The sequence below is a fragment of the Segatella copri genome, assembly GCF_003465495.1.
GTDB lineage: Bacteria > Bacteroidota > Bacteroidia > Bacteroidales > Bacteroidaceae > Prevotella > Prevotella copri_G.
The window spans coordinates 46712-69429 of the sequence record NZ_QSAV01000013.1; the positions used below are offsets into that span (position 1 = coordinate 46712).

General features: G+C 47.8%; 19 protein-coding genes. 10 read left to right on the forward strand and 9 right to left on the reverse strand.

From position 1 onward, the window contains the following. Nucleotides 1-26: 26 nt before the first annotated feature. From DWV53_RS05480 to DWV53_RS05515, 8 genes are all read left to right on the forward strand, one after another. Entirely contained in the window at nt 27-1322 is a 1296-nt protein-coding gene (locus tag DWV53_RS05480) for an MATE family efflux transporter (protein ID WP_118152183.1), read from the forward strand. Nucleotides 1323-1516: 194 nt separating this feature from the next. Beyond that, nucleotides 1517-1696 (forward strand): tetratricopeptide repeat protein, encoded by a 180-nt coding sequence (locus tag DWV53_RS05485; protein ID WP_006848323.1) that lies wholly within the window; start codon nt 1517-1519, stop codon nt 1694-1696. 69 nt (nt 1697-1765) lie between these two features. Continuing rightward, a complete protein-coding gene (locus DWV53_RS05490) occupies nt 1766-1996 on the forward strand; it encodes a 4Fe-4S binding protein (RefSeq protein ID WP_006848322.1) in 231 nt (76 codons plus the stop codon). A gap of 3 nt (nt 1997-1999) precedes the next feature. Then, complete coding sequence (locus tag DWV53_RS05495) at nt 2000-3082, forward strand: 3-methyl-2-oxobutanoate dehydrogenase subunit VorB (RefSeq protein ID WP_118152185.1); 1083 nt, start codon at nt 2000-2002, stop codon at nt 3080-3082. After that, nucleotides 3079-3843 (forward strand): thiamine pyrophosphate-dependent enzyme, encoded by a 765-nt coding sequence (locus DWV53_RS05500; RefSeq protein ID WP_022120394.1) that lies wholly within the window; start codon nt 3079-3081, stop codon nt 3841-3843. The genes DWV53_RS05495 and DWV53_RS05500 overlap by 4 nt, the downstream gene beginning before the upstream one ends. A gap of 54 nt (nt 3844-3897) precedes the next feature. After that, complete coding sequence (locus DWV53_RS05505; protein ID WP_006848319.1) at nt 3898-4443, forward strand: 2-oxoacid:acceptor oxidoreductase family protein; 546 nt, start codon at nt 3898-3900, stop codon at nt 4441-4443. A 274-nt stretch (nt 4444-4717) separates the two neighbouring features. Next, nucleotides 4718-4999 carry a hypothetical protein gene (locus DWV53_RS05510; RefSeq protein ID WP_118152187.1) on the forward strand — a complete coding sequence of 94 codons (282 nt, stop codon included), beginning with the start codon at nt 4718-4720 and terminating at the stop codon, nt 4997-4999. Nucleotide 5000: 1 nt separating this feature from the next. Continuing rightward, entirely contained in the window at nt 5001-5342 is a 342-nt protein-coding gene (locus DWV53_RS05515) for an addiction module toxin RelE (RefSeq protein WP_118152189.1), read from the forward strand. 399 nt (nt 5343-5741) lie between these two features. Here the strand turns inward: DWV53_RS05515 and DWV53_RS05525 are convergent, their stop codons facing one another. The 5 genes from DWV53_RS05525 to DWV53_RS05545 form a co-directional block, all read right to left on the reverse strand. Then, nucleotides 5742-6584, reverse strand: coding sequence for a CvfB family protein (locus DWV53_RS05525; RefSeq protein ID WP_118152191.1), 843 nt, complete (start codon nt 6582-6584; stop codon nt 5742-5744). A 144-nt stretch (nt 6585-6728) separates the two neighbouring features. Next, a complete protein-coding gene (locus tag DWV53_RS05530) occupies nt 6729-7478 on the reverse strand; it encodes an ABC transporter ATP-binding protein (protein WP_118152193.1) in 750 nt (249 codons plus the stop codon). Nucleotides 7479-7652: 174 nt separating this feature from the next. After that, nucleotides 7653-9044 (reverse strand): rhamnogalacturonidase, encoded by a 1392-nt coding sequence (locus tag DWV53_RS05535; RefSeq protein WP_118152195.1) that lies wholly within the window; start codon nt 9042-9044, stop codon nt 7653-7655. Between the two features lie 109 nt (nt 9045-9153). Further along, nucleotides 9154-10281, reverse strand: a complete 1128-nt coding sequence (locus DWV53_RS05540; protein WP_118152197.1) for a glycoside hydrolase family 88/105 protein — start codon at nt 10279-10281, stop codon at nt 9154-9156. Nucleotides 10282-10308: 27 nt separating this feature from the next. Next, nucleotides 10309-12885: a glycosyl hydrolase gene (locus DWV53_RS05545; RefSeq protein ID WP_118152222.1), complete on the reverse strand. Its 2577-nt coding sequence runs from the start codon at nt 12883-12885 to the stop codon at nt 10309-10311. 380 nt (nt 12886-13265) lie between these two features. Here DWV53_RS05545 and rhaD point away from each other — a divergent pair, with 380 nt between their 5' ends. Beyond that, a complete protein-coding gene (gene rhaD / locus DWV53_RS05550) occupies nt 13266-14075 on the forward strand; it encodes a rhamnulose-1-phosphate aldolase (protein ID WP_118152199.1) in 810 nt (269 codons plus the stop codon). A 121-nt stretch (nt 14076-14196) separates the two neighbouring features. Here the strand turns inward: rhaD and DWV53_RS05555 are convergent, their stop codons facing one another. The 4 genes from DWV53_RS05555 to DWV53_RS05570 form a co-directional block, all read right to left on the reverse strand. Continuing rightward, the gene (locus DWV53_RS05555) at nt 14197-15228 is read right to left on the reverse strand and encodes an L-rhamnose/proton symporter RhaT (protein WP_118152201.1); all 1032 of its coding nucleotides are present in this window, start codon (nt 15226-15228) and stop codon (nt 14197-14199) included. A 121-nt stretch (nt 15229-15349) separates the two neighbouring features. After that, nucleotides 15350-16603: an L-rhamnose isomerase gene (locus DWV53_RS05560; RefSeq protein WP_118152203.1), complete on the reverse strand. Its 1254-nt coding sequence runs from the start codon at nt 16601-16603 to the stop codon at nt 15350-15352. 41 nt (nt 16604-16644) lie between these two features. Next, complete coding sequence (gene rhaB, locus DWV53_RS05565) at nt 16645-18144, reverse strand: rhamnulokinase (protein ID WP_118152205.1); 1500 nt, start codon at nt 18142-18144, stop codon at nt 16645-16647. Between the two features lie 105 nt (nt 18145-18249). Continuing rightward, a complete protein-coding gene (locus DWV53_RS05570) occupies nt 18250-19125 on the reverse strand; it encodes an AraC family transcriptional regulator (RefSeq protein ID WP_118152207.1) in 876 nt (291 codons plus the stop codon). Nucleotides 19126-19519: 394 nt separating this feature from the next. Between DWV53_RS05570 and DWV53_RS05580 the strand changes: the two genes are divergently transcribed. Continuing rightward, on the forward strand, nt 19520-22717 hold the full coding sequence (locus tag DWV53_RS05580) for a SusC/RagA family TonB-linked outer membrane protein (RefSeq protein ID WP_118152211.1): 3198 nt from the start codon (nt 19520-19522) through the stop codon (nt 22715-22717). The last annotated feature ends 1 nt before the right edge of the window (nt 22718 follow it).

Below are 22718 nucleotides of genomic sequence, written 5' to 3' on the forward strand. Positions count from 1 at the left end.
CAGTAAAACTAAATGAGGTTTAAGAATTGAAAAAGGTGAATAAACGAATATTGCAATTAGCGGTGCCGTCGATAATATCCAATATCACGGTACCGCTTTTGGGTTTGGTTGATGTCGCTATCGTCGGGCATATCGGCGATGCGGCTTACATCGGAGCTATTGCCGTGGGGTCGATGCTATTCAATGTCATCTACTGGCTTTTCGGATTTCTGAGAATGGGAACCAGCGGAATGACTTCGCAGGCTTTGGGAAGGAGAGATTTGGCTGAGGTGCTGAGGCTTCTGGTGCGCTCTCTGAGTATCGGTGTGGGAATAGGAGTGCTGTTCTTCGTTCTCCAGAAATGGCTGATAGGCTGCGGACTCTGGGCGATGTCGCCGGAAGCGGATGTCGTGGAACTGGCACGGAGATACTGTTATGTCTGTATCTGGGGAGCCCCGGCAGTGCTCGGACTCTACGGATTTACGGGCTGGTTTATCGGTATGCAGAACACGCGCATTCCAATGATGGTATCGCTGACGCAGAATGTGGTGAACATCATAGCCTCTCTGCTGCTGGTTTTTGTCGGCGGTATGACGGTAGAAGGTGTGGCGCTCGGAACAGTCATTGCCCAATGGTGGGGATTCCTGATGGCATGTCTGTTCTATCGCTTCCATTATCGCAGGTTAAGCAAGTATGACTATCGCCGGCATCTCTTTGCTGCCGAACCGCTGAAGCAGTTTTTCTCGCTCAATAAGGATATCTTTCTCCGCACCCTCTGTCTGGTGGCGGTCAACCTCTTTTTTACGGCGGCAGGTTCCAGGGAGAGTACCATCGTGCTGGCTGTGAATACGCTGCTGATGACGCTCTTTACCATCTTCTCTTATTTTATGGATGGTTTTGCTTATGCGGCAGAGGCGTTGAGCGGCAAGTATTATGGAGCCCGAAACATGGGAGCATTCCGCGAGGTGGTTAGAAGAACGATGGTTTTTGGAGCTGTCGTGGCAGTAGGTTTCACCTTATTATATATAGTGGGTGGCGAGAATTTCCTCTCTTTGCTCACGAGCGATAAGCAGGTGATAGCTGCATCGGGCGAATATTTCTGGTGGGCTGTGCTGATTCCGCTGTCTGGCATGTCGGCATTCGTCTTCGATGGCATCTTTGTAGGCATCACCCAGTCTAAGTCTATGCTCTGTTCTACCGCCGTAGCCTCGGCTTCGTTCTTCGGTCTGTTCTTCGGCTTGCATCCTTTTCTGGGCAATCATGCCTTGTGGTTGGCCTTCATTCTCTACCTCTTGTTAAGGGGAATCGTACTGTTCGTCATTTACCGTAAAAAACTGCGGTAAATGACGAATTGTGTTTTTATAGGATATATTAGTAGAAATAATGCACATCTTTCATAAAAATTGCACACTGAATTATAGTGTGCGCATTTTTGTGAAAAACTACATTAATATAGTTTAAATCTTAGGCTTATATTCTTTTTCTTAGCCGAAAATTAGTAATTTCGCAGAGCAAAACTTAAAAAGAAGAAGAGTAAATGACAGCAGAAGAATATTATCAGCAAGGTAACGCCTGGCGCAAGCAGGGTGACTTTAAGCGTGCCCTCGACTGTTATATGGAGGCCATTGCCCTCGATCCGGAGAGCCCTGCCGTAGCAGCCAAGGAGATGCTGGATGATATCATGAGCTTTTATTGCAAAGACTACTACAATCCATAACAACCGACATGTGGACAGCAGGAGCTTTGTTTACTCCAATGGTAAAGATAATTAGTAAGAAATTAGAATATGAGTAAGATTAAAGGGGCTATTGTAGTCGACACCGGGCGTTGCAAGGGATGCTCGCTCTGTGTGGAGGCTTGTCCTCAGCATGTCATCGCATTGGCAGAGAAAAAAGTCAATGTGCATGGTTACCGTTATGTAGAGGCAGCTGTACCTGATGCGTGTGTTGGTTGCACTTCGTGCGCCATCGTGTGTCCGGACGGCTGTATCACTGTTTATCGTAAGAAGGAGGACTAAATAATGGCAAATCAGAAAGTTACATTAATGAAAGGCAATGAGGCGATAGCCCATGCCTGTATCAGATGTGGTGCGGATGGTTTCTTCGGCTATCCTATCACACCTCAAAGTGAGATTATAGAGACGCTGGCTCTGCTCAAGCCATGGGAAACATCAGGTATGGTGGTTCTGCAGGCTGAGAGTGAGGTGGCGGCTATCAACATGGTTTATGGTGGCGCCGGTGCCGGTAAGCGTGTCATTACCACTTCTTCAAGTCCGGGTGTGGCTTTGATGCAAGAGGGTATCTCTTACATGGCAGGTGCTGAGATTCCGGGCGTTATCGTCAATGTGCAGCGTGGCGGTCCGGGTCTGGGTACCATCCAGCCATCCCAAAGTGATTATTTCCAGGCTACCCGCGGTGGTGGTAACGGCGACTATAATGTGATCGTGCTGGCTCCTGCTTCTGTTCAGGAGATGGCTGATTTCGTTGATCTCGCCTTTACGCTTGCCTTTAAGTATCGCAATCCTGCGATGATTCTGAGCGATGGTGTCATTGGTCAGATGATGGAGAAGGTGGTTCTGCCTCCTGTCAAGCCTCGTCGTACCGAGGAGGAGATTGCGAAGGAATGTCCTTGGGCTACCATCGGCCGTCCGAAGAGTCGTCCTGTCAACATCATGACCTCTCTGGAACTCAAGCCTGAGGTGATGGAGGAGCGCAATATTGCTCTTCAGGAGAAATACAGAAAAATCCGTGAAACCGAGGTTCGTTATGAAACCGAGCAGATGGATGATGCCGACTATGTTATCGTAGCCTTCGGTAGCGCGGCACGTATTGCCGAGAAGAGCATCGAGAGTGCGCGTGAGCAGGGCATCAAGGTAGGATTGTTCCGTCCTATCACCCTCTGGCCTTTCCCTGAAAAGGAGATTCACGAACTCGCCAAGACCAAGAAGGGCATTCTGGTTGTAGAAATCAATGCCGGTCAGATGGTTCAGGATGTGCGACTGGCAGTGAATGGTCAGACTCCTGTGGAGCACTTTGGTCGTCTGGGCGGTATCGTACCTGAGCCGGAGGAAATCGTTGAAGCATTAAAGAAGTTAATAAAATGAATGATATAATTTCACCAGAGAATCTGGTATATAAGAAGCCTACGCTGATGAACGATACCCCGATGCACTATTGCCCGGGGTGTTCGCATGGCGTAGTTCATAAGCTCGTTGCCGAGGTTATCGAGGAGATGGGCATGGAGGATAAGACGGTAGGCGTATGTCCGGTGGGCTGCGCTGTCTTTGCTTATCGCTATTTGGATATTGACTGGCAGGAGGCTGCTCATGGTCGTGCACCTGCTGTAGCTACGGGCATCAAGCGCTTGTGGCCTGATCGTCTTGTCTTCACTTATCAGGGCGATGGCGATTTGGCGTGCATCGGTACCTGCGAAACTATCCACGCCCTGAACCGTGGTGAGCACATCGCCATCATCTTCATCAATAATGCCATCTATGGTATGACCGGCGGACAGATGGCGCCAACCACCCTGTTGGGTCAGAAGACTGCTACCTGTCCTTATGGTAGAGATGCTGATCTTCATGGTTATCCACTCAATATTACCGAGTTGGCAAGCCATCTGCAGGGTACTTGTTATGTAACCCGCCAGAGTGTGGAGACCGTGGCAAGCATCAAGAAGGCAAAGAAGGCTATCCGCAAGGCGTTCGAGGCAAGCATGCAGGGCAAGGGCTCCAGCCTGGTAGAGATTGTTTCTACCTGCAACAGCGGTTGGAAACTCTCCCCTGTTGAGGCTAACAAGTGGATGGAAGAGAACATGTTTAAGCAGTATCCTAAGGGTGACCTGAAGGATACAACGAACATGTAATGTTGAATGTTGAATGTTGAATTTTGAATTTGGCATTTACAAAAGATTAGAACAATGAAGACAGAAATCATTATATCCGGTTTTGGCGGTCAGGGCGTTCTCTCTATGGGAAAGATTCTGGCTTATTCAGGACTGATGGAGGATAAGGAGGTAACCTGGATGCCTGCTTACGGACCAGAGCAGCGTGGCGGTACAGCCAATGTAACGGTCATTGTGAGCGACAGTCGCATCTCTTCGCCTATCCTAAGCCATTATGATGTAGCCATCGTGCTCAACCAGCCGTCGCTCGACAAGTTTGAGCCGAAGATTAAGCCAGGCGGCATCCTGATTTATGATGGCTATGGTGTGATGAATCCTCCACAGCGCAAGGACATCACCATTTATCGCATTGATGCGATGGACAAGGCTGCCGAGATGAAAAACTCCAAGGTGTTCAATATGATTGTTTTGGGCGGACTGCTGAAGGTTTGTCCTGTAGTAAGTACCGATGGTTTGAACAAGGCGCTTTACAAGTCATTGCCAGAGCGCCATCATGGTTTGATTCCGCTGAACATGCAGGCAGTGGAAGAGGGAATGAAGATTATCGAAAAGGTAGATTAAATTCAATCATCTGTATAGATAAGGGAGCGGGCTGCGTTGCGATGCAGTTCGCTCCCTTGTTTTATTAGGCTGGGTTGAAAAGGAAAATAAAAGAATGATGCAAATAGCACGATGCAGATTACATGATCCAATTTGCATCATATCGTGTACTGCATTCAAAATCTGGTATTGATAGTTTTTTTCGTATCTTAAACTAAAGAAAGTTGTTCTTTTCCTTGGCATTTCCAATTCTTTTCCTTAATTTTGTGGCGTTAATTTAAAAGAAAGGAATAATATGGAAACGATTAATATTCAGTTTCAAGTACCTTCTACAGGTCAATATACGCTTGACGAATTTGTCGCTAAGCTCAAAGACTATGCTGAAAAATTAGCCAGTTCTATCTCCAAATCAGGAAACAGTTACCAGGAAACTGATATGAGCCAGGCAGAGCAGGAAGCCTATGTGGCAGAAAGCCTTAACCGTGCTCTTGATGAAATGGAAGCTCATAAGAAGAATGGGACTAAGCCGATGGATGCTCGTGATTTGTTGAGAATACTTCGGGAAGAGGAGGCGTAGTATGAAGGTTAAAATTTATACGGAAAAAGAATTTGAGCGACAACTTAGAAAGCTTTCCAAGAAATATCGTTCAATGCTTGATGATTACGATGCTTTTCTTACAGGCTTAGAACAGGATCCTTTTCAAGGTACTAGTCTTGGCAAAGGTGTCAGAAAGGTAAGAATGGCAATAGCTAGTAAGGGTAAAGGCAAAAGTGGTGGTGCAAGGGTCATCACTTATAATCTTTACCAGGAAGGAGATTCCGTTATCATTGATTTGTTGACAATCTATGATAAAGGAGAAATCTCTAATATCTCTGATGAGTTTATCAGTTTTTTGCTTGATAAACGCAAAAATGGATAATACGCAGAATTTGTAGATTGTGTAATTTCGGAACTTCATAGTATTTCATAACGTATAGTTATGAATATTGTTTTGGATACCAATTGCCTTGTTATTGCAATTTCAAGGCAAAGCGAATACCATCAAGTATGGTAAGATTTTCTTGCTGGTAAATTGATTATCAAGGATCATACGATGGCTGCCCTTGGTTTGGGTGGTAAACCGTATAAGAAAATAAAGGTGACGCATCTTATTTGATGCGCCACCTTTTTAAATGATATGCCTTGTTGCCCCTGATTTGCGACAAGCTTTGGTCTAGTTGCCCCTGATTTGCAACAAAAACGACCTTTTTTGCCACTGATTTGCAACAAATGCGTATGAATAATGCAAATACCTTATTATATATACATCTAATCTGCTTTATTCCGCCAGTCGGATGCTCATCGGGCTTACAGTGATGAGGCGCTTTTTGTATAGATCGCCCACGGCACGCTTGTAAACTTTCTTGCTCACGTGGAAACGCTCGTAGATGTCGTCGGCTTCGCTCTTGTCGCCAAGGTTACACTCGCCGTCGTTGTCCAGGAGATACTGGTAGAGGGTTTCGGCGAAATCGGCTGTCTGCTGGATGCCGGTCTTCTGCAGGGTGACATCTATCTTTCCGTCAGGACGGACTCTTCCGATGTAGCCCTTCATCTTGTCACCGGTATGGATGTACTGGAAGATCTGGTCCTGATAGAGGAGACCCGGATACTGGTTGTCGATGATAACCTTGAAGCCGAGGTCTGTCTTCTGCCAGATAAGGAGATCCACCTCTTCGCCATGCTTGTAGTGAGGATGGTCTTCGTTGAGATAACGCTCAATCTTGGCAGAGGCAACGATGCGGTAGCTCTCCTCGTCGATGTGGATATGCACGATGTAGGAGTTGCCGAGCACCATACGTTTCTTCTGCTCGCGGAATGGGCAGAAGATGTCCTTCATCAGCCCCCAGCCCAGAAAGGCTCCGTATTCGTTGACCCATTTCACTTCGAGATAGGCGAAATCGCCCACCTTTGCCAAAGGGGTTTCGGTGGTTGCTATGAGGCGCTCTTCCTGGTCGAGATAGATGAAGACATCCAGCTCGTCGCCGATGCCTGCGTCTTCAGGTACGTAGCGGGATGGAAGGAGGATTTCTCCCTCGTCACCACCATCGAGATACAGACCGAAATCAACTTTCTTTACGATGCGAAGGCGATTGTAATCGCCTAGTTTTATCTTTTTTGCCATATCATATTATTTTCGAGAATATAAAATGCTTTTGCCCTTACTGGGCGACAGTTTTGTGTCCGTAATTACCCAGGGGGGTGTCCTGGGCTAGGAGCTTCTGCCCTTTACCTTTCCCTTCGGCCGGTGACCGTTGGTTCAGGGCGTTTAGATGCAATCTATGGATGAGTCTGGTTCTTCTGCAGAAACTTCTTTATTGTTATCAGCAGGTTCTTCCTGGCTATCAGCAGCTCCTGCTTCCACCGTCTTCTCAATCATTCCATCCTTGAGATGGATGGTGCGGTCGGTGATGGCAGCAAGGCCCTCATCATGAGTTACGATGACGAAAGTCTGACCGAACTTGTCTCTGAGGTCGAAGAAGAGCTGGTGAAGCTCAGCCTTGTTCTTGGTGTCGAGACTTCCTGATGGCTCATCGGCAAGGATGACGGCAGGATTATTGACCAAAGCTCTCGCCACGGCTACACGCTGTTTCTCACCACCGGATAACTCGGCAGGCTTGTGACTGGCTCTATCGCTCAAGCCCATGAACGCCAATAACTCCTCGGCACGCTCCTTGGCTTCTTTTCGGCTCTTGCCTGCAATGAAGGCAGGAATCATGATGTTCTCCAGGGCGGTGAACTCAGGGAGAAGCTGGTGGAACTGGAAGACGAAACCGAGATGCTGGTTGCGGAAATCGCTCAGTTTCTTGGTGCTGAGGCTGCTTACATCGATGCCATCAACCATGATGCTGCCACTATCAGGCTTGTCGAGGGTACCGATAATCTGGAGGAGTGTAGTCTTGCCGGCACCACTAGGACCGACGATACTTACCACCTCGCCCTTGTCAATATGCAGGTCGATGCCCTTAAGCACCTGCAGGGAGCCGAAGCTCTTGGTTATACCTTTTATATCTATCATTTTCTTACTCAAAATTATTTTGCAGGCAAAATTAAGCAAAATATTTGGAAATGCCTAATTTTAAGAGATAAAAAGAAATAAGGAGGGATATAAAAAAACAAAACGAGCCTTATTCTTGCAAATAAAGCTCGTTTCAGTACTCAATTCTGTATTACTTTCTATAAAATGTATGTGTTATTTCAACCCATCGGCATCACCGGTGGTCTTCAATCCGTTGCTCTTTTCTCTAGGGGTGATATTCACCTTCTTTGCTATGGTGTTCTCGATAAGGTTGGCATCAAAAGCCATCTTCTTGTCGGTACAGTTGATGTTCTCGAAGGTGAAATCTACCAGACGGTATTTCTCGCTCTTACCCACATCGAAGAAGTTGTCGCAATCCATCTGGATATTCTTCATCGTGATGTTGTTGCACTGGCTCAATGGCATGTCCTTGCGATCGCCTAGTTTGAAGAACTGCTTCCATGGGCGGATGACGAGGAAGCTGCCTGTGGTGCCCTGGATGTTATCCACCGTTACATACTCGTAATGCTGAGGAGTATCAGGGCGCATCTTCAGCCAGAGTACGCGCTGTGCATTGCCCACCTTGGTGTTGCGCAATACGATGTTGCGGTCTTTCACGCTCTCGCTGCCAAGGGTTAAGCATCCGTGCACTCTACCATAGGTGCAGTTCTGGATGAGCACATTATATACCGGTCCATTCTCTGGTGCCTGGTCTGCCCAGGTGCCCTTACCGCCCTTGATGGCGATGGCATCATCGTTTACGCTCATGTAGCAGCCATCTACCAGCACATCGTGACAAACATCAATGTCGATGGCATCGCTGCTTGGTGCCCGCATGCCACTGGTTGGGGCGAAGATGGTGCAGCCAAGGAAGCGGACATGGTCGCAACGGTAGATGTGGTTGGTCCAGAACGGACTGTTCTGGATATGTACATCCTGCAAGGTTACGTTGCTTGAGTTGCTGATATAGACGAGGCGGGGACGCTGTGCATCCTTGTTGGTGCATTCACGGTTCCAGGTGCGACGAATCCAGAACTCCTCCCAATAGTGATAACCGTTGCCATCGATGGTACCCGGACCGGCGATGGTGAATCCGTTGCATTTCTCGGCATTGATGAATGCCGAGAAGTATTTGCAGGTTTCGCCTTCGATGCGGGTTTCTATTACAGGGAAGTTGGCGATGCGGTCGCTGCCTTTCAGTTTTCCGCCTTCTTCCAGATAGAGATGGGTCTTTGGCTTGAAGAAGAGAGCACCGCTCTGATAGGTTCCGGCAGGTACTACGATAACGCCGCCGCCATCTTGGGCTGCACGGTCGATGACAGCCTGGATAGCCTTGGTTTGAATCAGAGTGCTATCCGTTTTTACGCCATAATCGGTGAGGACGTATTTCTTGCCTAAGGTATCTATGTTCACCTTTTGGGTGTTGCTGAACCAGGCATCCATCTTTGTGCCGTCGGGCCAGAGTTCGGTTTGTGCCTTCTTGGCTTTCTTCTGTTTCTTTGCGGCGTTGGCGCTTAGTGGAGAGAATGCCATCAGGCAAGCCATCAGCCAGATATATTTCTTCATTTTTTCTTGTTTCTTTTTTATTAAGACTGGGGTACCAGCGATGGAATCGCTGGGAACGGGGGCGAAAAGGGGGAAAGGGGGCTTTTTACCCTTTTACCCTTTTACCCTTTTACCTTTTTACTTTTAAAAGCTTGTAATACTCTGCAGCACCAAGCAGGAGGCAGCCTGTGCCGTAGTCCTCGAAGTCAGGAACTGAGGTGAAGGTGACTGGCTGACCAGCTGATGGCTCCTTTCCGGTGCCTTGGTTATAGCCGATGAAACCATCCTCGTGAACAGATGCGGAAAGCGCCTTCCATGCCTTGTCCATCGCCTTCTGATAGGTGGCTCTAGGAAGAATGCCCTGCTGAACACCCCATGCCATGCCATAGAGGAAGAGACCTGTACCGGTCATTTCAGGACCGCCATAGTTGGCAGGACAAACGAGGCTTACGTTCCAGTAGCCATCTTCGCGCTGGCATTTCAGGATAGCCTGGCTCATAGAGATGAAATCCTTCTTCAGATACTGATAGTACTTGTCGGTCTTTGGCAAAGTCTCCATCACGCGGACCAGGGCTGCATATACCCAGCCGTTGCCACGGCTCCAGTAGCAGTTGCTGCCATCCTTCTCCTTGTAAGGTGGTACGTAGTTCTTATCTCTCCACCAGAGTCCTTCTTTCTTGTTGAAGAGACCGTTAGCCAGGGTATCACGGCTCCATTTATAGGAATTCATCGCATAATCCAGATACTTGCGTTCGCCGGTAATCTTGGCATACTTGGCGTAGGCTGGCATCGCCATCTGGATAGCGTCAATCCAAGTCCAGTAGTTTACTCGGTTGGTGCTCATCTGATGGTCGAGGTTCTCCTTCACCTTGCTCAAGTCCTTCTTGCCGCCGGTCTGAACGTAGCGGTCCATGTAAGTCTGCTGGCAGCACTGGTTGTCGGCATCGGTATCATTTACGCTGCCACGGGCTGTCCACTTGTGATAATCTGCCCACTTGTCGGTATAGTCGAGATAGCGCTGCTGAGGGTCAATCTCGTAAAGCGCCATCAATCCCTCGTAATACACGGCACGGGTCCAGAGGTTGCTGGTACGTTTTTTCTTCACGAAAGTGTCGATGGTTGGGTCACTGTACTTCGTCATGAAATAGTTGTTGGTGCGATGGGCTACCTCCAGGATTTCATTTTGCAATGCGGTCTGGGCAGACATTGAGGTCAAGCCCATGAGCATGCAGAGCGATGATAAGATCAGTTTCTTCATTTGTCTTGTTATTAATGTTATGATTATTTACTTGATTTCCACGAGTTTCACGGTACTGTTCAGTCCGCTTGGCACAGGAGTCCAGTTCTCGTAGGTGGTCTTCTTGTAGTTGATATCCACCACGTTGATTTCCTTCATCTTGCGCCACTTTACACCCTGACGGTCCATTTCTGCGATGCGGTTGGCTGGCAGGTTGGTTACCTCGATACGGATGGTGTTCTTGCCCTTGTTGAGCGCATCCTTGCAGTTGAGAATATATGGTACAGCCCAGGCGCAACCTACATATTTATTATTGATATAGACACGGGCACTCTCTCGTACATCTCCCAGGTCGATGGTCCACTGCTTCTTGGCATCATCCTTCGATAGCTTGATGGTGGTTTCGTAAACACCTGTTCCCATCATCACCTTCGCCTTTTCACTGAGATCTTCCCAAGACTTTACGCCCTTCAGGTTGAAGGTTTCGCCCACCTTAGGAGCATCTTCGGTGAATGACAGCTTCCAGGCATTCTCTGTCAGGTCGATGGTCTTGCTATCCGCAGCAGCGATGGCTTCCTTTTCGTTCACCTTCACCTTGGAACCGAGTTTCCACTCACCCACGGGTTTATTCGATGTGATGAGGATGCGGCTCTCGCCACTCTTCAGGTTCAGCTGGATACCCTTGTCGCTGATGGTAGCCTCGTGGTATTTGCCCGTCATAGGGTTGTACCAGATGCCATGCTTCTCGTTTACGGCCAAAGCCACGCTAGAAGCGATGTCCTTGCTGGTGAGATTAGCAATGAAGTAATGATGGCCGATGCTGTTGGCACGGCGAATCATCTTCAAGCCCAGGTTCTTTCTCATCAGTTCCGGTTTTGCCGCCTGTTCCATTGCCTTGATGTTGTCGCCTTTGATAATCTTGGCGCCTTGTGCCTTGAGAGCAGAGATGTGCTGAATCACGTCGCTTGGCATGATGTTGTTGCCAGGGATGATGATACCCTTGTATCGGGTTCCGACAGCAGTCTCTACCATTCCATTCTTAAAGGTACACGTGCGGAGATACTTGTCGCTGATGTAATCGCAGTCGAATCCTGCCTTGTCGATGTCGAGAATTACCTTGATAAACTCCGGTGCCTTTTTCGCCATGCTGTGGATATCGAATTGCATCAGCCAGTTCTTGGTATCCTTGCGCCACATATCTCTTACTGGCAGATAAACCAGGAAATCATTGTCTGGCTGTCCCCACTGCAGATAGGTCTGGCAGTTGGTGATGTATTTCATCAGTTCCGGAGCATCGCGCCAGATGCTGTTGGTAGGGCTCATATCTACCGAAGCATAGAATTTCCAGCCTGGCCATGTATCGTTCTTAGGCGAATAGGCGGTGCCATGGAAGAACATGTGGTTTACGCCGGCGCAGAACATCAGGTCCATATCCGGTTTCATCTGGCTCAGGGATGTGCGGAAGTGCTCGGTGAGCCAGGTGAAGGTTTCGCTGGATGTATATTTCTTTCCGGTGATGTGCGCAGCCGATGGAGCATATTTCAGCATACTGAGGTCGCTGAAGTTAGGACGGGTCATTCCCGGATCCTTGCGCAGTCCCTTTATGCCGAAGTCGGTCAGTCCGAAGCCTTCAATTTCCGGAATGTCAACGGCTGCATAGCAGTCGATGAGGTTGGCTGGTGAACCGTGTGCCTGGTTTCGGGTGATGGCACCACGCTTGTTTGCCCATTTGGTCCACTGTTCGGTGAAGTTATGGAGCAGCATGTCGCCTAGGGTTTCACGGTAATCGCTTACCACCACAGCATCGCCATCCAGGAACTCTGGGAACTTATCCTGCAGTTTGTATCCGTGAAATTTCTCGAATTCTGTCAGGAGGTTAGGAGTCCAGTTGGCGCCATACACCTCGTAGCTGTCATTGAAGAAGGTATGCGGATATGGAGTCTTCGATGCTACGAAGGCGCTGTCGATGTGCTGCAGATAATTGGCCACAGCAGTAGAGTCGAAGTGGTCGATAACGTATCCCTCTCCTCCTGGAGCGGCACGCTTTACCTTCTGTCGGGTACGGCTCTCATAGAGGGCGATGACTCGTTTCTTATATTTTTCTCCTTCCACAGGGAAAGCCTTGATGAGTTTCAGATTGGCGAAATCACGCTCTTTCTTCGGCACGTTGAACTCAATCTCCATCAGTTTCTGCTTCACATCTACGATGGTATCTACGAATACCGCCTTGCATGCCGCTTCATTGATTGGTACCCAAGGACCACCGAAAGGCCATCCTGTACCGGTTGCCATATCGGTTTCGATGCCCACCTGTTTGTTTTCCTTTTCCACGAACTTGAGCATATCCATCCATTTTGGCGAGAGATAAGGGATATCATTCTTGTCGTTGCCCTGCACACCATAGAGCGGTGTGATTTCCACGGCACCGATGCCCGCCTTGGCGTATTCGCCAAGGTTCCACTTCAGATTCTCTTGATCCACGGCAGATCCCATCCACCACCATCTTACGCCCGGTTTGGCTTCCTGCGTAGGGGTAGGGAGGAACTGAGCCTGGCAATTGAGTGACGACAACAATGCCAAAGCAAAGGATAATCCTATGAATTTATGATTTCTTTTATTGTTCATCATATTGGGTTTATTAAGTTGCTCTTAATTGTTTATTCTTTGTTTGCAAAGATAGTGAAAAATACTCAATTATATCTGTGTTATAGTCCTTAAAAATGTAAAATCGTACAAATATGCTAGGTATTTTGCCAAAAAGTCAAGGAGATACATAAAAAAGAGCATAAATCTCAACTCATCAATAGAGTATGCATTCTCTATTGACTGTAGAATGAAAAAGGGCGGTTTTCTTGCGTGATGCAAGGAACCGCCTTCTGCATTTTTCTGGAATTTGAGGATTATGCCAAATGCTATAGCCCAAATATCAAAAGAATAGGGTGGATATGGGCGGAAATAATTACTTTTGCAGCAGAAATTTTAAACAAGCTAATAACAAGAATAATATGAATAGTGTTTTAGAAGGTCGTCCTGCCTTGAAAAAGGAGGTCGAGAAGATTGCTGAAGTTGCCGGTTATCTCTGGCAGAATGGTTGGGCTGAGCGTAATGGTGGTAACATCACCGTGAACATCACCGACTTGGTAGATGACGAAATCAAGGCTCTGCCTGCTATCAGCGAAGTAAAGCAGATTGGTACAGCATTGCCTGCATTGAAGGGCTGCTACTTCTTCTGCAAGGGAACAGGCAAGCGCATGCGCGACTTGGCTCGCTGGCCTATGGAGAATGGTTCTATCATCCGCATCCTGGACGATTGCGCCAGCTATGTTATCATCGCAGATAATCCTGTAATGCCAACATCTGAGTTGCCAAGCCACTTGAGCGTTCATGCCCGTCTCATCGAGAAGGGTTCTAACTATAAGGCTACTGTTCATACTCACCCTATCGAGCTTATCGCCATGAGCCACAATAAGAAATTCATGGGCAAGGACGTGTTGAGCAACCTGCTCTGGAGCATGATTCCAGAGACCAAGGCTTTCTGTCCACTCGGTTTGGGTATCGTTCCTTATCAGTTGCCAGGCAGTTTGAAACTTGCTGAGGAGACCTTGAAGGAGTTGGAGGATTATGATGTAGTGATGTGGGAGAAGCATGGTGTCTTTGCCAAGGGCTTGGACGTGATGGATGCCTTCGACCAGATTGACGTACTCTCTAAGAGCGCCAAGATTTACATCGATTCCAAGTGCATGGGATTCGAGCCTGATGGTATGAGCCAGGAGGAAATGGCTGAGATGACCAAGGCATTTAATTTGCCAAGATAATATAGGCTTTAGATAAAGAAATAAGTTTTAAAGATTGTTTTCTATAAGAATTTTTGGTTTAGATAATTAAGTTTAGTAAAAAGACCCCGAGCATTGTGAAATACTCGGGGTTCCTTTTTTGTTATATAAGTTGTGGCAAGAAGCTTGAGATAATCAAGACGATGATGCCGACAATTAATACGGAGATGGTCTTCTTTGAGCAGCCTTTCCATTCCTTTAGGATGATGCCCCATACATTCGAGAATACTACGTTGAGCGCCATCAGAATGCAGAACGCTAGGGTCATGAGGGTAGGAGATTCGGTGAGGAACCCCTTGCCCAGTGACAGTCCGAAGAACTGGCTGTACCACAAGGCACCAGCCAAGGCACAATAGAGAATGTTATTGCTCCAAACCTCCTGGTTCTTGTAATCGCTCCAAGTATGATTCTTGGTGTTCTGATAGAAACAGTAGATGGCATTGGTGATGAAACCACCTAGGGTAACCAGGAAGGTGGCTGGCAAGGTCTTGTACATATCAGGAGTGAAACTGCCGAAATGGATATCGGAACCGAAGGCGAGACCCACATTGAAGCAGCCGCTCATGAAACCAGCCAGCAAGGCGATGGCAAGTCCCTTAGGGAAGTTGAAGTCCTTTACTGCCGCCTTCTTCTCTTCTTCTGAGAGCGATGCCGCCTTCATACTACCTGCCACACCGATGATGGCGATACCGAGAAGAGTGACTACCACGCCGAGAATTACGCTGAAGGTAAGCGATGAGAGGGCGTCCATCTCCGGGAAGAAGATGTTGAGCAATACAGGTCCCATGATGGTGCCGAGACCTGCACAGGTTCCCAAGGCGATGCTCTGTCCCAATGCTACTCCCAGATAGCGCATGGAAAGACCGAAGGTCAGTCCGCCTACGCCCCAGAGTACACCGAAGAGCATGGTCATTGCTACGTTGAAGCCATAACCGTCGAATAATTCAAAGAAGGAATGGTCGCTTGGAACAGCGAGCATTGCGCCTAAGAAAGGCAAAATAAGCCATGCGAACACACCCTGAACTACCCAGTAGGATTCCCAACTCCAATCCTTAATCTTGTTGATTGGAACGTAACAGCTGGACTGGCAGAATGCGCCGATGGCTATGATTAAAAGTCCTATTAATATTTCCATATTGTTTAGTAATTAAGTGAAGAGCGATTTTGAGTGAAGAACGAAGAGTGAAGAATTCATGTGTTTTTTTAGCCATAAGACTATTGAATTCTTCGTTCTTCACTCTTCACTTAAATCGTTCTTAAACTCGCTTTGCGAGTACCTCAGCCTCGTACTTCTCGATGTCTGCGATGTACTCTTCGCCAACAGGGATGTTGTTCTTCAAGTTGAAGTAATCATATACTGCACCGAATGGCAATGTCTTCTCTTCTTCGAGGAGAGCCAGGCGCTGGAAGAGCTTGCCCTCGTCCTCGTACTTGCGGAGGGTATCCAGTGGCTCAAGGAATGCCTGCAACAATGACTTCTGGGCAGCACGAACACCGATGATGTAAGCACCGATGCGGTTGATAGAACCGTCGAAGTAGTCGAGACCGATGTGAGCACGGTCGAGTGCGTTGGCACGAACCAACTCTGAGAAGAGGTTGCGTGTGTTGTCATCGAAGAGGGTTACGTGGTCTGAATCCCAGTGCATTGGGCGAGATACGTGGAGCATCAGCTCAGGAACGAAGAGCAGGAGTGCAGAAACTGCATCAGATACGTTCTCTGTTGGCTCATAGTGACCTGTATCGAGAGTGTACATCACGTTGTTCTTAGCGCAGTAGCCAGCGTAGAAGTCGTGAGAACCTACGGTATATGCCTCCAAGCCGATACCGAAGAGCTTAGCCTCCAGGCAAGACTTCATGTTAGGCAACTCCTCTGCCAGAATCTCATCAAGAGAGTTTTTCAAGATCTCGCGATAGCGACCCTTCTCTACGGTGATGTCCTTGGAACCATCATGTACCCAGATGTTCATGATACATGGGTCGTTCTGGAACTTACCCATAGCGTCTGCAATGCGGCGGCAACGCTTGGTGTGCTCAATCCAGAACTCGCGGATAGCTGGGTCAGGATTTGACAATGAGAGGCTGCCACTCTTAGGGTGAGAGAAAGAAGTAGAGTTGAAGTCGAGCTTCATGTTCTGGTCCTTAGCCCACTGCATCCAGCCTGTAAACTGATCTACGGTTACCTCGTTACGGTCAATCTGCTTGCCACCGAACTCACCGTAAATCTCATGAAGGTTGAGACGGAAAGTACCAGCCAGGAGAGAGTTCACCTTCTCGATGTCCTGACGGAGTTCGTCGATGTTGCGAGCCTTGCCAGGATAGTTACCAGTGCTCTGGATACCACCAGAAGCAGCCTCACCGCGCTCGAAGCCAACTACATCGTCAGCCTGCCAGCAGTGCAGAGAGATAGGAGTTTTCTCCAAAGTCTCAATAGCCTTGTCTGTATCTACACCCAGAGCTGCATAGCGCTCCTTTGCAATCTCGTAATTCTTTAAAATCAAATCTGCTTTCATTGTTTTTATGTATTTTGTTATTATTGTTTATTTTTACCCTTTTACTTTTTTACCTTTAAAAACTTCTCGTAAGCCGCATCCCATGCTTCCTTGTTCTGTGGCTCGAATGTCTTAAGCTCCAGCGAGTTGGCGATAATCTGGCGCATTTCCCAAATATCCTTTACTAAGCCCGATGCCTTTGCCTGGAGCATGATGTTGCCGATGGCGGTGCCTTCCTGAGGACCTGCCAATACGGTTACACCACAACTGTTGGCAGTAAACTGGTTGAGATATTGGTTGAGCGAACCTCCACCGATGATGTGGAGCACATTGAGGTCGATGTCGGCGAAATCCTTGAGCCATGTGAATACCTGGCGATAGCGGAGGGCAAGACTCTCGAAGATGCAGCGGCAGAATTCGCCATAGCTCTGAGGAACGTGCTGACCGGTCTTTTCGCAATACTGCTTGATGGCTTCTACCATGCTCGATGGGTTGGCAAAACAGGTATCATCCGGGTTGATGATGCTTTGGAAGGCTGGCTGCTTCATGGCTTCAGCTATAAGTTCTGCATGACCCAGGCAAGTCATATCTTTCTGGTTGGCAGCAGCCTCGTCTTTCCATTCCTTGCGGCAACGCTCGTAAATCCACATGCCGCAGATGTTCTTCAGGAATCGGGTAGTGCCCTCAATGCCGCCCTCGTTGGTGAAGTTGAGCTCATAGCTCTTCTCGTTGATGATGGCGTTCTTGGTCTCGATGCCCATCAGGCTCCAGGTTCCTGAACTCAAATAGGCAAACTCCTCGTTCTTGGCAGGAACGGCTGCTACGGCACTGGCTGTATCATGACCTGCTACTGCGATGACGGGAACGGCATTCAGTCCTGTTATCTTCTGTACCTCTTCGGTCAGTGTGCCGATGATGGTAGCAGGATGGGTCATCTTGCCAAACTGTTCTCTCTTCAATCCGATACTTTCCACGAGGTCGATGTCGAAATCGCCGGTCATCGGATTCAGAATCTGAGAAGTAGATGCTACGGTATATTCGCAGATGGCGTTGCCGGTGAGCATATAGCTCAGTGCATCAGGGATGAAGAGAATCTTGTCGGCATTCTCCAGAGCCACGTTTCCTGCCTTGCGCATGGCATACATCTGGAACAATGAGTTGAAATTCATAAACTGGATGCCGGTCTTTTCGTAAACCTTCTCCTTGCTGATTTTCTCATCAAAGTATTTCTCCATGATGCCCATGGTATGAGGGTCGCGATACGCCATCGGGTTGCGTAGGATATCTCCGTTCTTGTCTACATATACAAAGTCGCATCCCCAGGTATCAATACCGATGCTCTGGATGTGGATGCCACGCTGTGCTACGAGTTTCAATCCTTTGATAATCTCAAAGTAGAGGGCGTAGATATCCCAATAGAAGTGACCGCCTGTTTCGATCAGGTTGTTGTCGAAACGGGTCAGCTCCTCTAAGTCAAACTTGCCGTCTGACAAGCTTCCTACTATGGTTCTTCCGCTGGTAGCACCTAAGTCTACCGCGAAGAAGTATTTCTTTTGTTCCATTATGAATTTTGTCTTTAAGTTGCTGTTATTTGTTCACGTTTGCAAAGGTAGACCAAAAAAGGGATATGGAACAAGAGAAATTGATTTTAGAGCCTTATTTTTTGACTATCTCGTCATATTTCTGAAATCTGATGGCTTCATGCCCGTCTGAATTTTGAATTTGGCAGAGAAATAGTCAGGCGATTCGAAATTGAGCCGGTATGCAATCTCCTTGATGCTCTCGTCGGTGGTAGACAGCAGTTCTTTGGCTCTCTGCAGTTTCAGATTCTGCTGATAGAGGGCGGGAGCGAATCCGGTATGCTCCTTGAAGAGCTTGCGGAAAGAAGAGTAGCTGATGCCCAGTTCCTGCGCAATCTCCTGGATGGTGAGCGTATCTTCAAGCGATTCTCGGATACGCAAACGGGCTTTATTGATCATGTCAACATGCTTGGTATCCTTGCTCAACACGATATTTCTCTCCAGAGAATACATTTTGCCTATCAGATGGTTTACGATACCCGCCATAGTCTGTTGTGCAAAAGCAACCTCTTCCTGTGCGGTTTTGTAAGCCTCTTCGTAGAGAGCGATAATCTCGTTACTGTAACCTACATGGTAGATTGGCTTTTCAGGAGAAAGAAACCCTGCTTTCACGCGGTCGTCGATGTTCTTGCCCTTGAAGCCGATCCAATAGCTTTTCCAACCCTTGGTGCCTGATGGATGATAGCTATGCCATTCACCGGGAAAGAGCAGGAAGATGTCTCCAGCCTTGATCTTTGTTTCCGGGAGATGGGCAGAACAGAACACTCCTTCACCTTCTGGCTGGTAAAGCAGTTGGTATTCGTCGAGTATTCTTCCCTTTTGAAGATCGAAGTAATATCCGTCAGCATGTCCTTTTGTTGGATAGGCTTCTCCTGGGGCGATTTCTTCTCGTCCCACGGTGCTGATGGTGAGTCCCCATTCGGCGTCTCTTTCTGTTGCTAAAAGGTATTTACTGGTTTGCATAATGCTTTGTTTTGTTTCTGGATTTTGCCTCCTGGCTCATCTTCTGGTGCTATTGCTTCCAGAGCCATTTAGCTTATTCATCGGCAAAATTACGCAAAAAAATCCACTATACCTTATTATATATGCAAAAAAGTATGTACTTTGTGCTGAAATGTATAAAAAAACAAATATTCGGATAATAATAATGATACTTGAACGATTTTATTATATGAAAAACAAGGTTATTTGATAGTTTTGCAGCAGAAATCCTTTTAGAATAGGATTTGCAACTAACAAAGCGAGATCATCAGTCGCAAAGCAAGATAATTGAAATCCTAAAAAACAACATTATTCTAAAGCTGGAGCAAGATGGTCGAACCGAAAAAAATAAAATCTTAACGTCATAATAAACAAAATGAATAACAAGCTATTTATGAAAAGTTCGGCAGTGCCTGCAACTTTGTTTTGCACGGCATTGATGCTTGCCCCTCTTTGCGGAGGCGCAGGTTCTGCTAAAGCGACTACGGCTATAGCTCAGCAAACAGGTATCGTAAAAGGTACAGTGGTTGATGCCAATGGTGAAGCCGTTATTGGAGCTAGTGTTATCATCGAGGGACAGAAAGTTACCCAGGGTACAGTAACAGACTTTGATGGTAACTTCTCTCTCAACGTGAAGCCAGGTGCCAAGTTAAAGATCAGTTACATTGGATTCGTATCCCAGACTGTGGTTGCCAAAAACGGCATGCAGGTGGTCTTGAAAGAAGAGGCTACTTCCCTCAAGGCTGTAGAAGTGGTTGCCTATGGTGTACAGAAGAAGGTTACTGTTACCGGTGCCCTCTCCAGCGTGAAGAGCGAAGATCTGGTCCGCACCCCTGTTGGTAATGTCAACAATGTGCTCGGTGGTCAGCTTTCGGGTGTTACCACCGTACAGTATTCCGGTGAGCCGGGTTCAGATGCTGCGAGCGTATTTGTTCGTGGTAAGGCATCTTTCAATGGTGCCGACCCTTTGGTTCAGGTGGATGGTGTAGAGCGAAGCATGAGCGATGTGGATCCTGAGGAAATCGAGAGCATCACCGTTTTGAAGGATGCTTCTGCCACAGCCGTATTCGGTGTGCGTGGTGCCAACGGTGTGATCCTGATTACCACCAAGCGTGGTCAGGAGGGTAAGACCAAGATCAGCGGTTCTACTTCATGGGGAATCCTGACTCCTACCAAGATGGTAGAGCAGGCAAACAGCTACGAGTATGCTACCTTCCATAATATGATGCGCCAGAATTCGCATGGCAAGAATGGTGATCCGTTGAGTCCTCAGTTCTCTGATGTCGTTATCCAGAAGTTCAAGGATGGAAGTGATCCTGTCCGTTTCCCTAGCACCTTGTGGGCTGAATACATTATGAAGGATGCTACCATGCAGAGTAAACACAATCTGAATATCAGCGGTGGTACCAAAACGGCACGCTACTTCATCAATGTTGGTTACTATACTCAGGGTGGTCTGTTCAAGGAGTTTGGTCAGGATTACGATTTCGGTTATCAGTATAACAGTTTCAACTACCGTGCCAACCTCGACCTGGATGTTACCAAGACAACCACCATCTCCTTCAATCTGGCAGGTAAGGTAGATAATGCCAACAAGCCATATTCTGGTCAGGGATCATCTGGTCTGATCAACGAGGCTTATCAGGCTACTCCATTCTCGAGTCCTGGTATCATCAATGGAAGATACATCTCTACCGAGACCCAGTATGAGGATTGCGGTACCGACCAGCTTCCTTTCGTGGGGGGTAGCGGTATTACCTATTTCGGCAATAATGATGTGAATGGCGGTTTCATGAAGACTACCAACAACAAGCTTCAGTTCGACCTCCAGTTGAAGCAGAAGCTCGATATGATTACCAAGGGTCTTTCTTTCAAGATGAAGGCTTCCTATAACGGAGCCTACGCCATCAATAAGAATGCTTACGCTAAAAAGGCTACCTATACCCCTGTACTCCAGGACGACGGTACCTATAAATATAAGAAATATGGTAACGAAGAGCAGTTGAAGTATGAAGAGAAGACCGGTCGTAGCCGTTACTGGTATTTTGAGGCAGGTCTCAACTACAACCGTTCCTTCGGTTTGAACAATGTGGGTGCCATCCTGCTCTACAATCAGGACAGCAGCTATTATCCGAGCACCTATACCAATGTGCCTCACCGCCAGGTAGGTCTGGTAGGTCGTGTTACCTACGACTGGAACAACCGCTATATGGCAGAGTTCAACGTGGGTTACAATGGTTCCGAGAACTTTGCTCCGGGCAAGCGTTACGGAACCTTCCCAGCAATGTCTGTGGGTTGGGTAGTCAGCGATGAGCCATTCTTCAAGCCGCTCACCAAGGCAGTAAGCTTCCTGAAGCTTCGTGCCAGCTACGGTCTGGTAGGTAATGCTAATCTGAACGGTAATCGCTTTATGTACACCGCCGATCCTTTCGCCATCAATAATGGCAATGTTTCTACCCGTGATGGATATGGATACATCTTCGGTGTTAACAACACTACCGTATGGAAGGGAGCCTACGAGATGGCGCGCCACAATGCCGACATCACCTGGGAGCACGCCTATAAGCAGGACTATGGTATCGACATCAACTTCCTGAAGGATAAGCTCCGTGGTAACTTCGATTACTACTACGAGCACCGTACCGACATCATGATGATTGACAACAATGTACCTACCATCATCGGTTTCAAGATGCCTTACACCAACGATGGTGAGGTGAACAGCTGGGGATGGGAAGCATCCCTGAAGTGGCAGGACAAGATAGGCAAGAACTTCAGATATTGGGCAGGTGTCAACCTCTCTTACAACCAGAATGAGCTGATCAACAATGGTGAGGCTCTGCAGCCAGAGGCTTATCAGATGGCAAAGAACCATCGTCTGGGTGCCCGCAGCATGTATCAGTTCTGGCGTTATTACGACGAGCAGACACCGGCACTCTATGAGAAGACTTTCGGCGAGAAATTCCCTACCCAGCTGGTAGAGAACATCCAGCCTGGTGATGCTGTGTATGTGGATTTGAACCACGATGGAAAGATAGACCACAACGATAAGACCCGCGACCTGGGCTATACCGATGATCCAGAGTATATGGTTGGTCTGAATCTAGGATTCAGCTACAAGGGTTGGTCTGTCAATACCCAGTGGACGGGTGCCTGGAACGTAAGCCGTATGCTGGATGGTGTGTTCCGCATGCCATTCTACAACAAGACCTCTCACGAGATGGGTGGACTCCTGAAGTATGTGGTAGAGAACAGCTGGACAGCCGATAATCCATCCCAGAGTGCGAAGTATCCACGTGCATCATGGGATGCCTGGGACAACAACTACGCCACTTCTACCCTCTATGAGAAGGATGCGAAGTATCTGCGTCTGAAGACCTTGCAGATTTCCTACGATTTCAACGCTCCGTTCATGAAGCGCATGGGTATGAATCAGCTGCAGCTGGCATTCAGCGGTTACAACCTCCTTACCTTCACTCCTTATATCTGGGGTGATCCTGAGGCACGTGCTACCACGGCACCATCCTATCCATTGCAGCGTACTTATATGTTGTCTTTGAAGGTGGGCTTCTAAT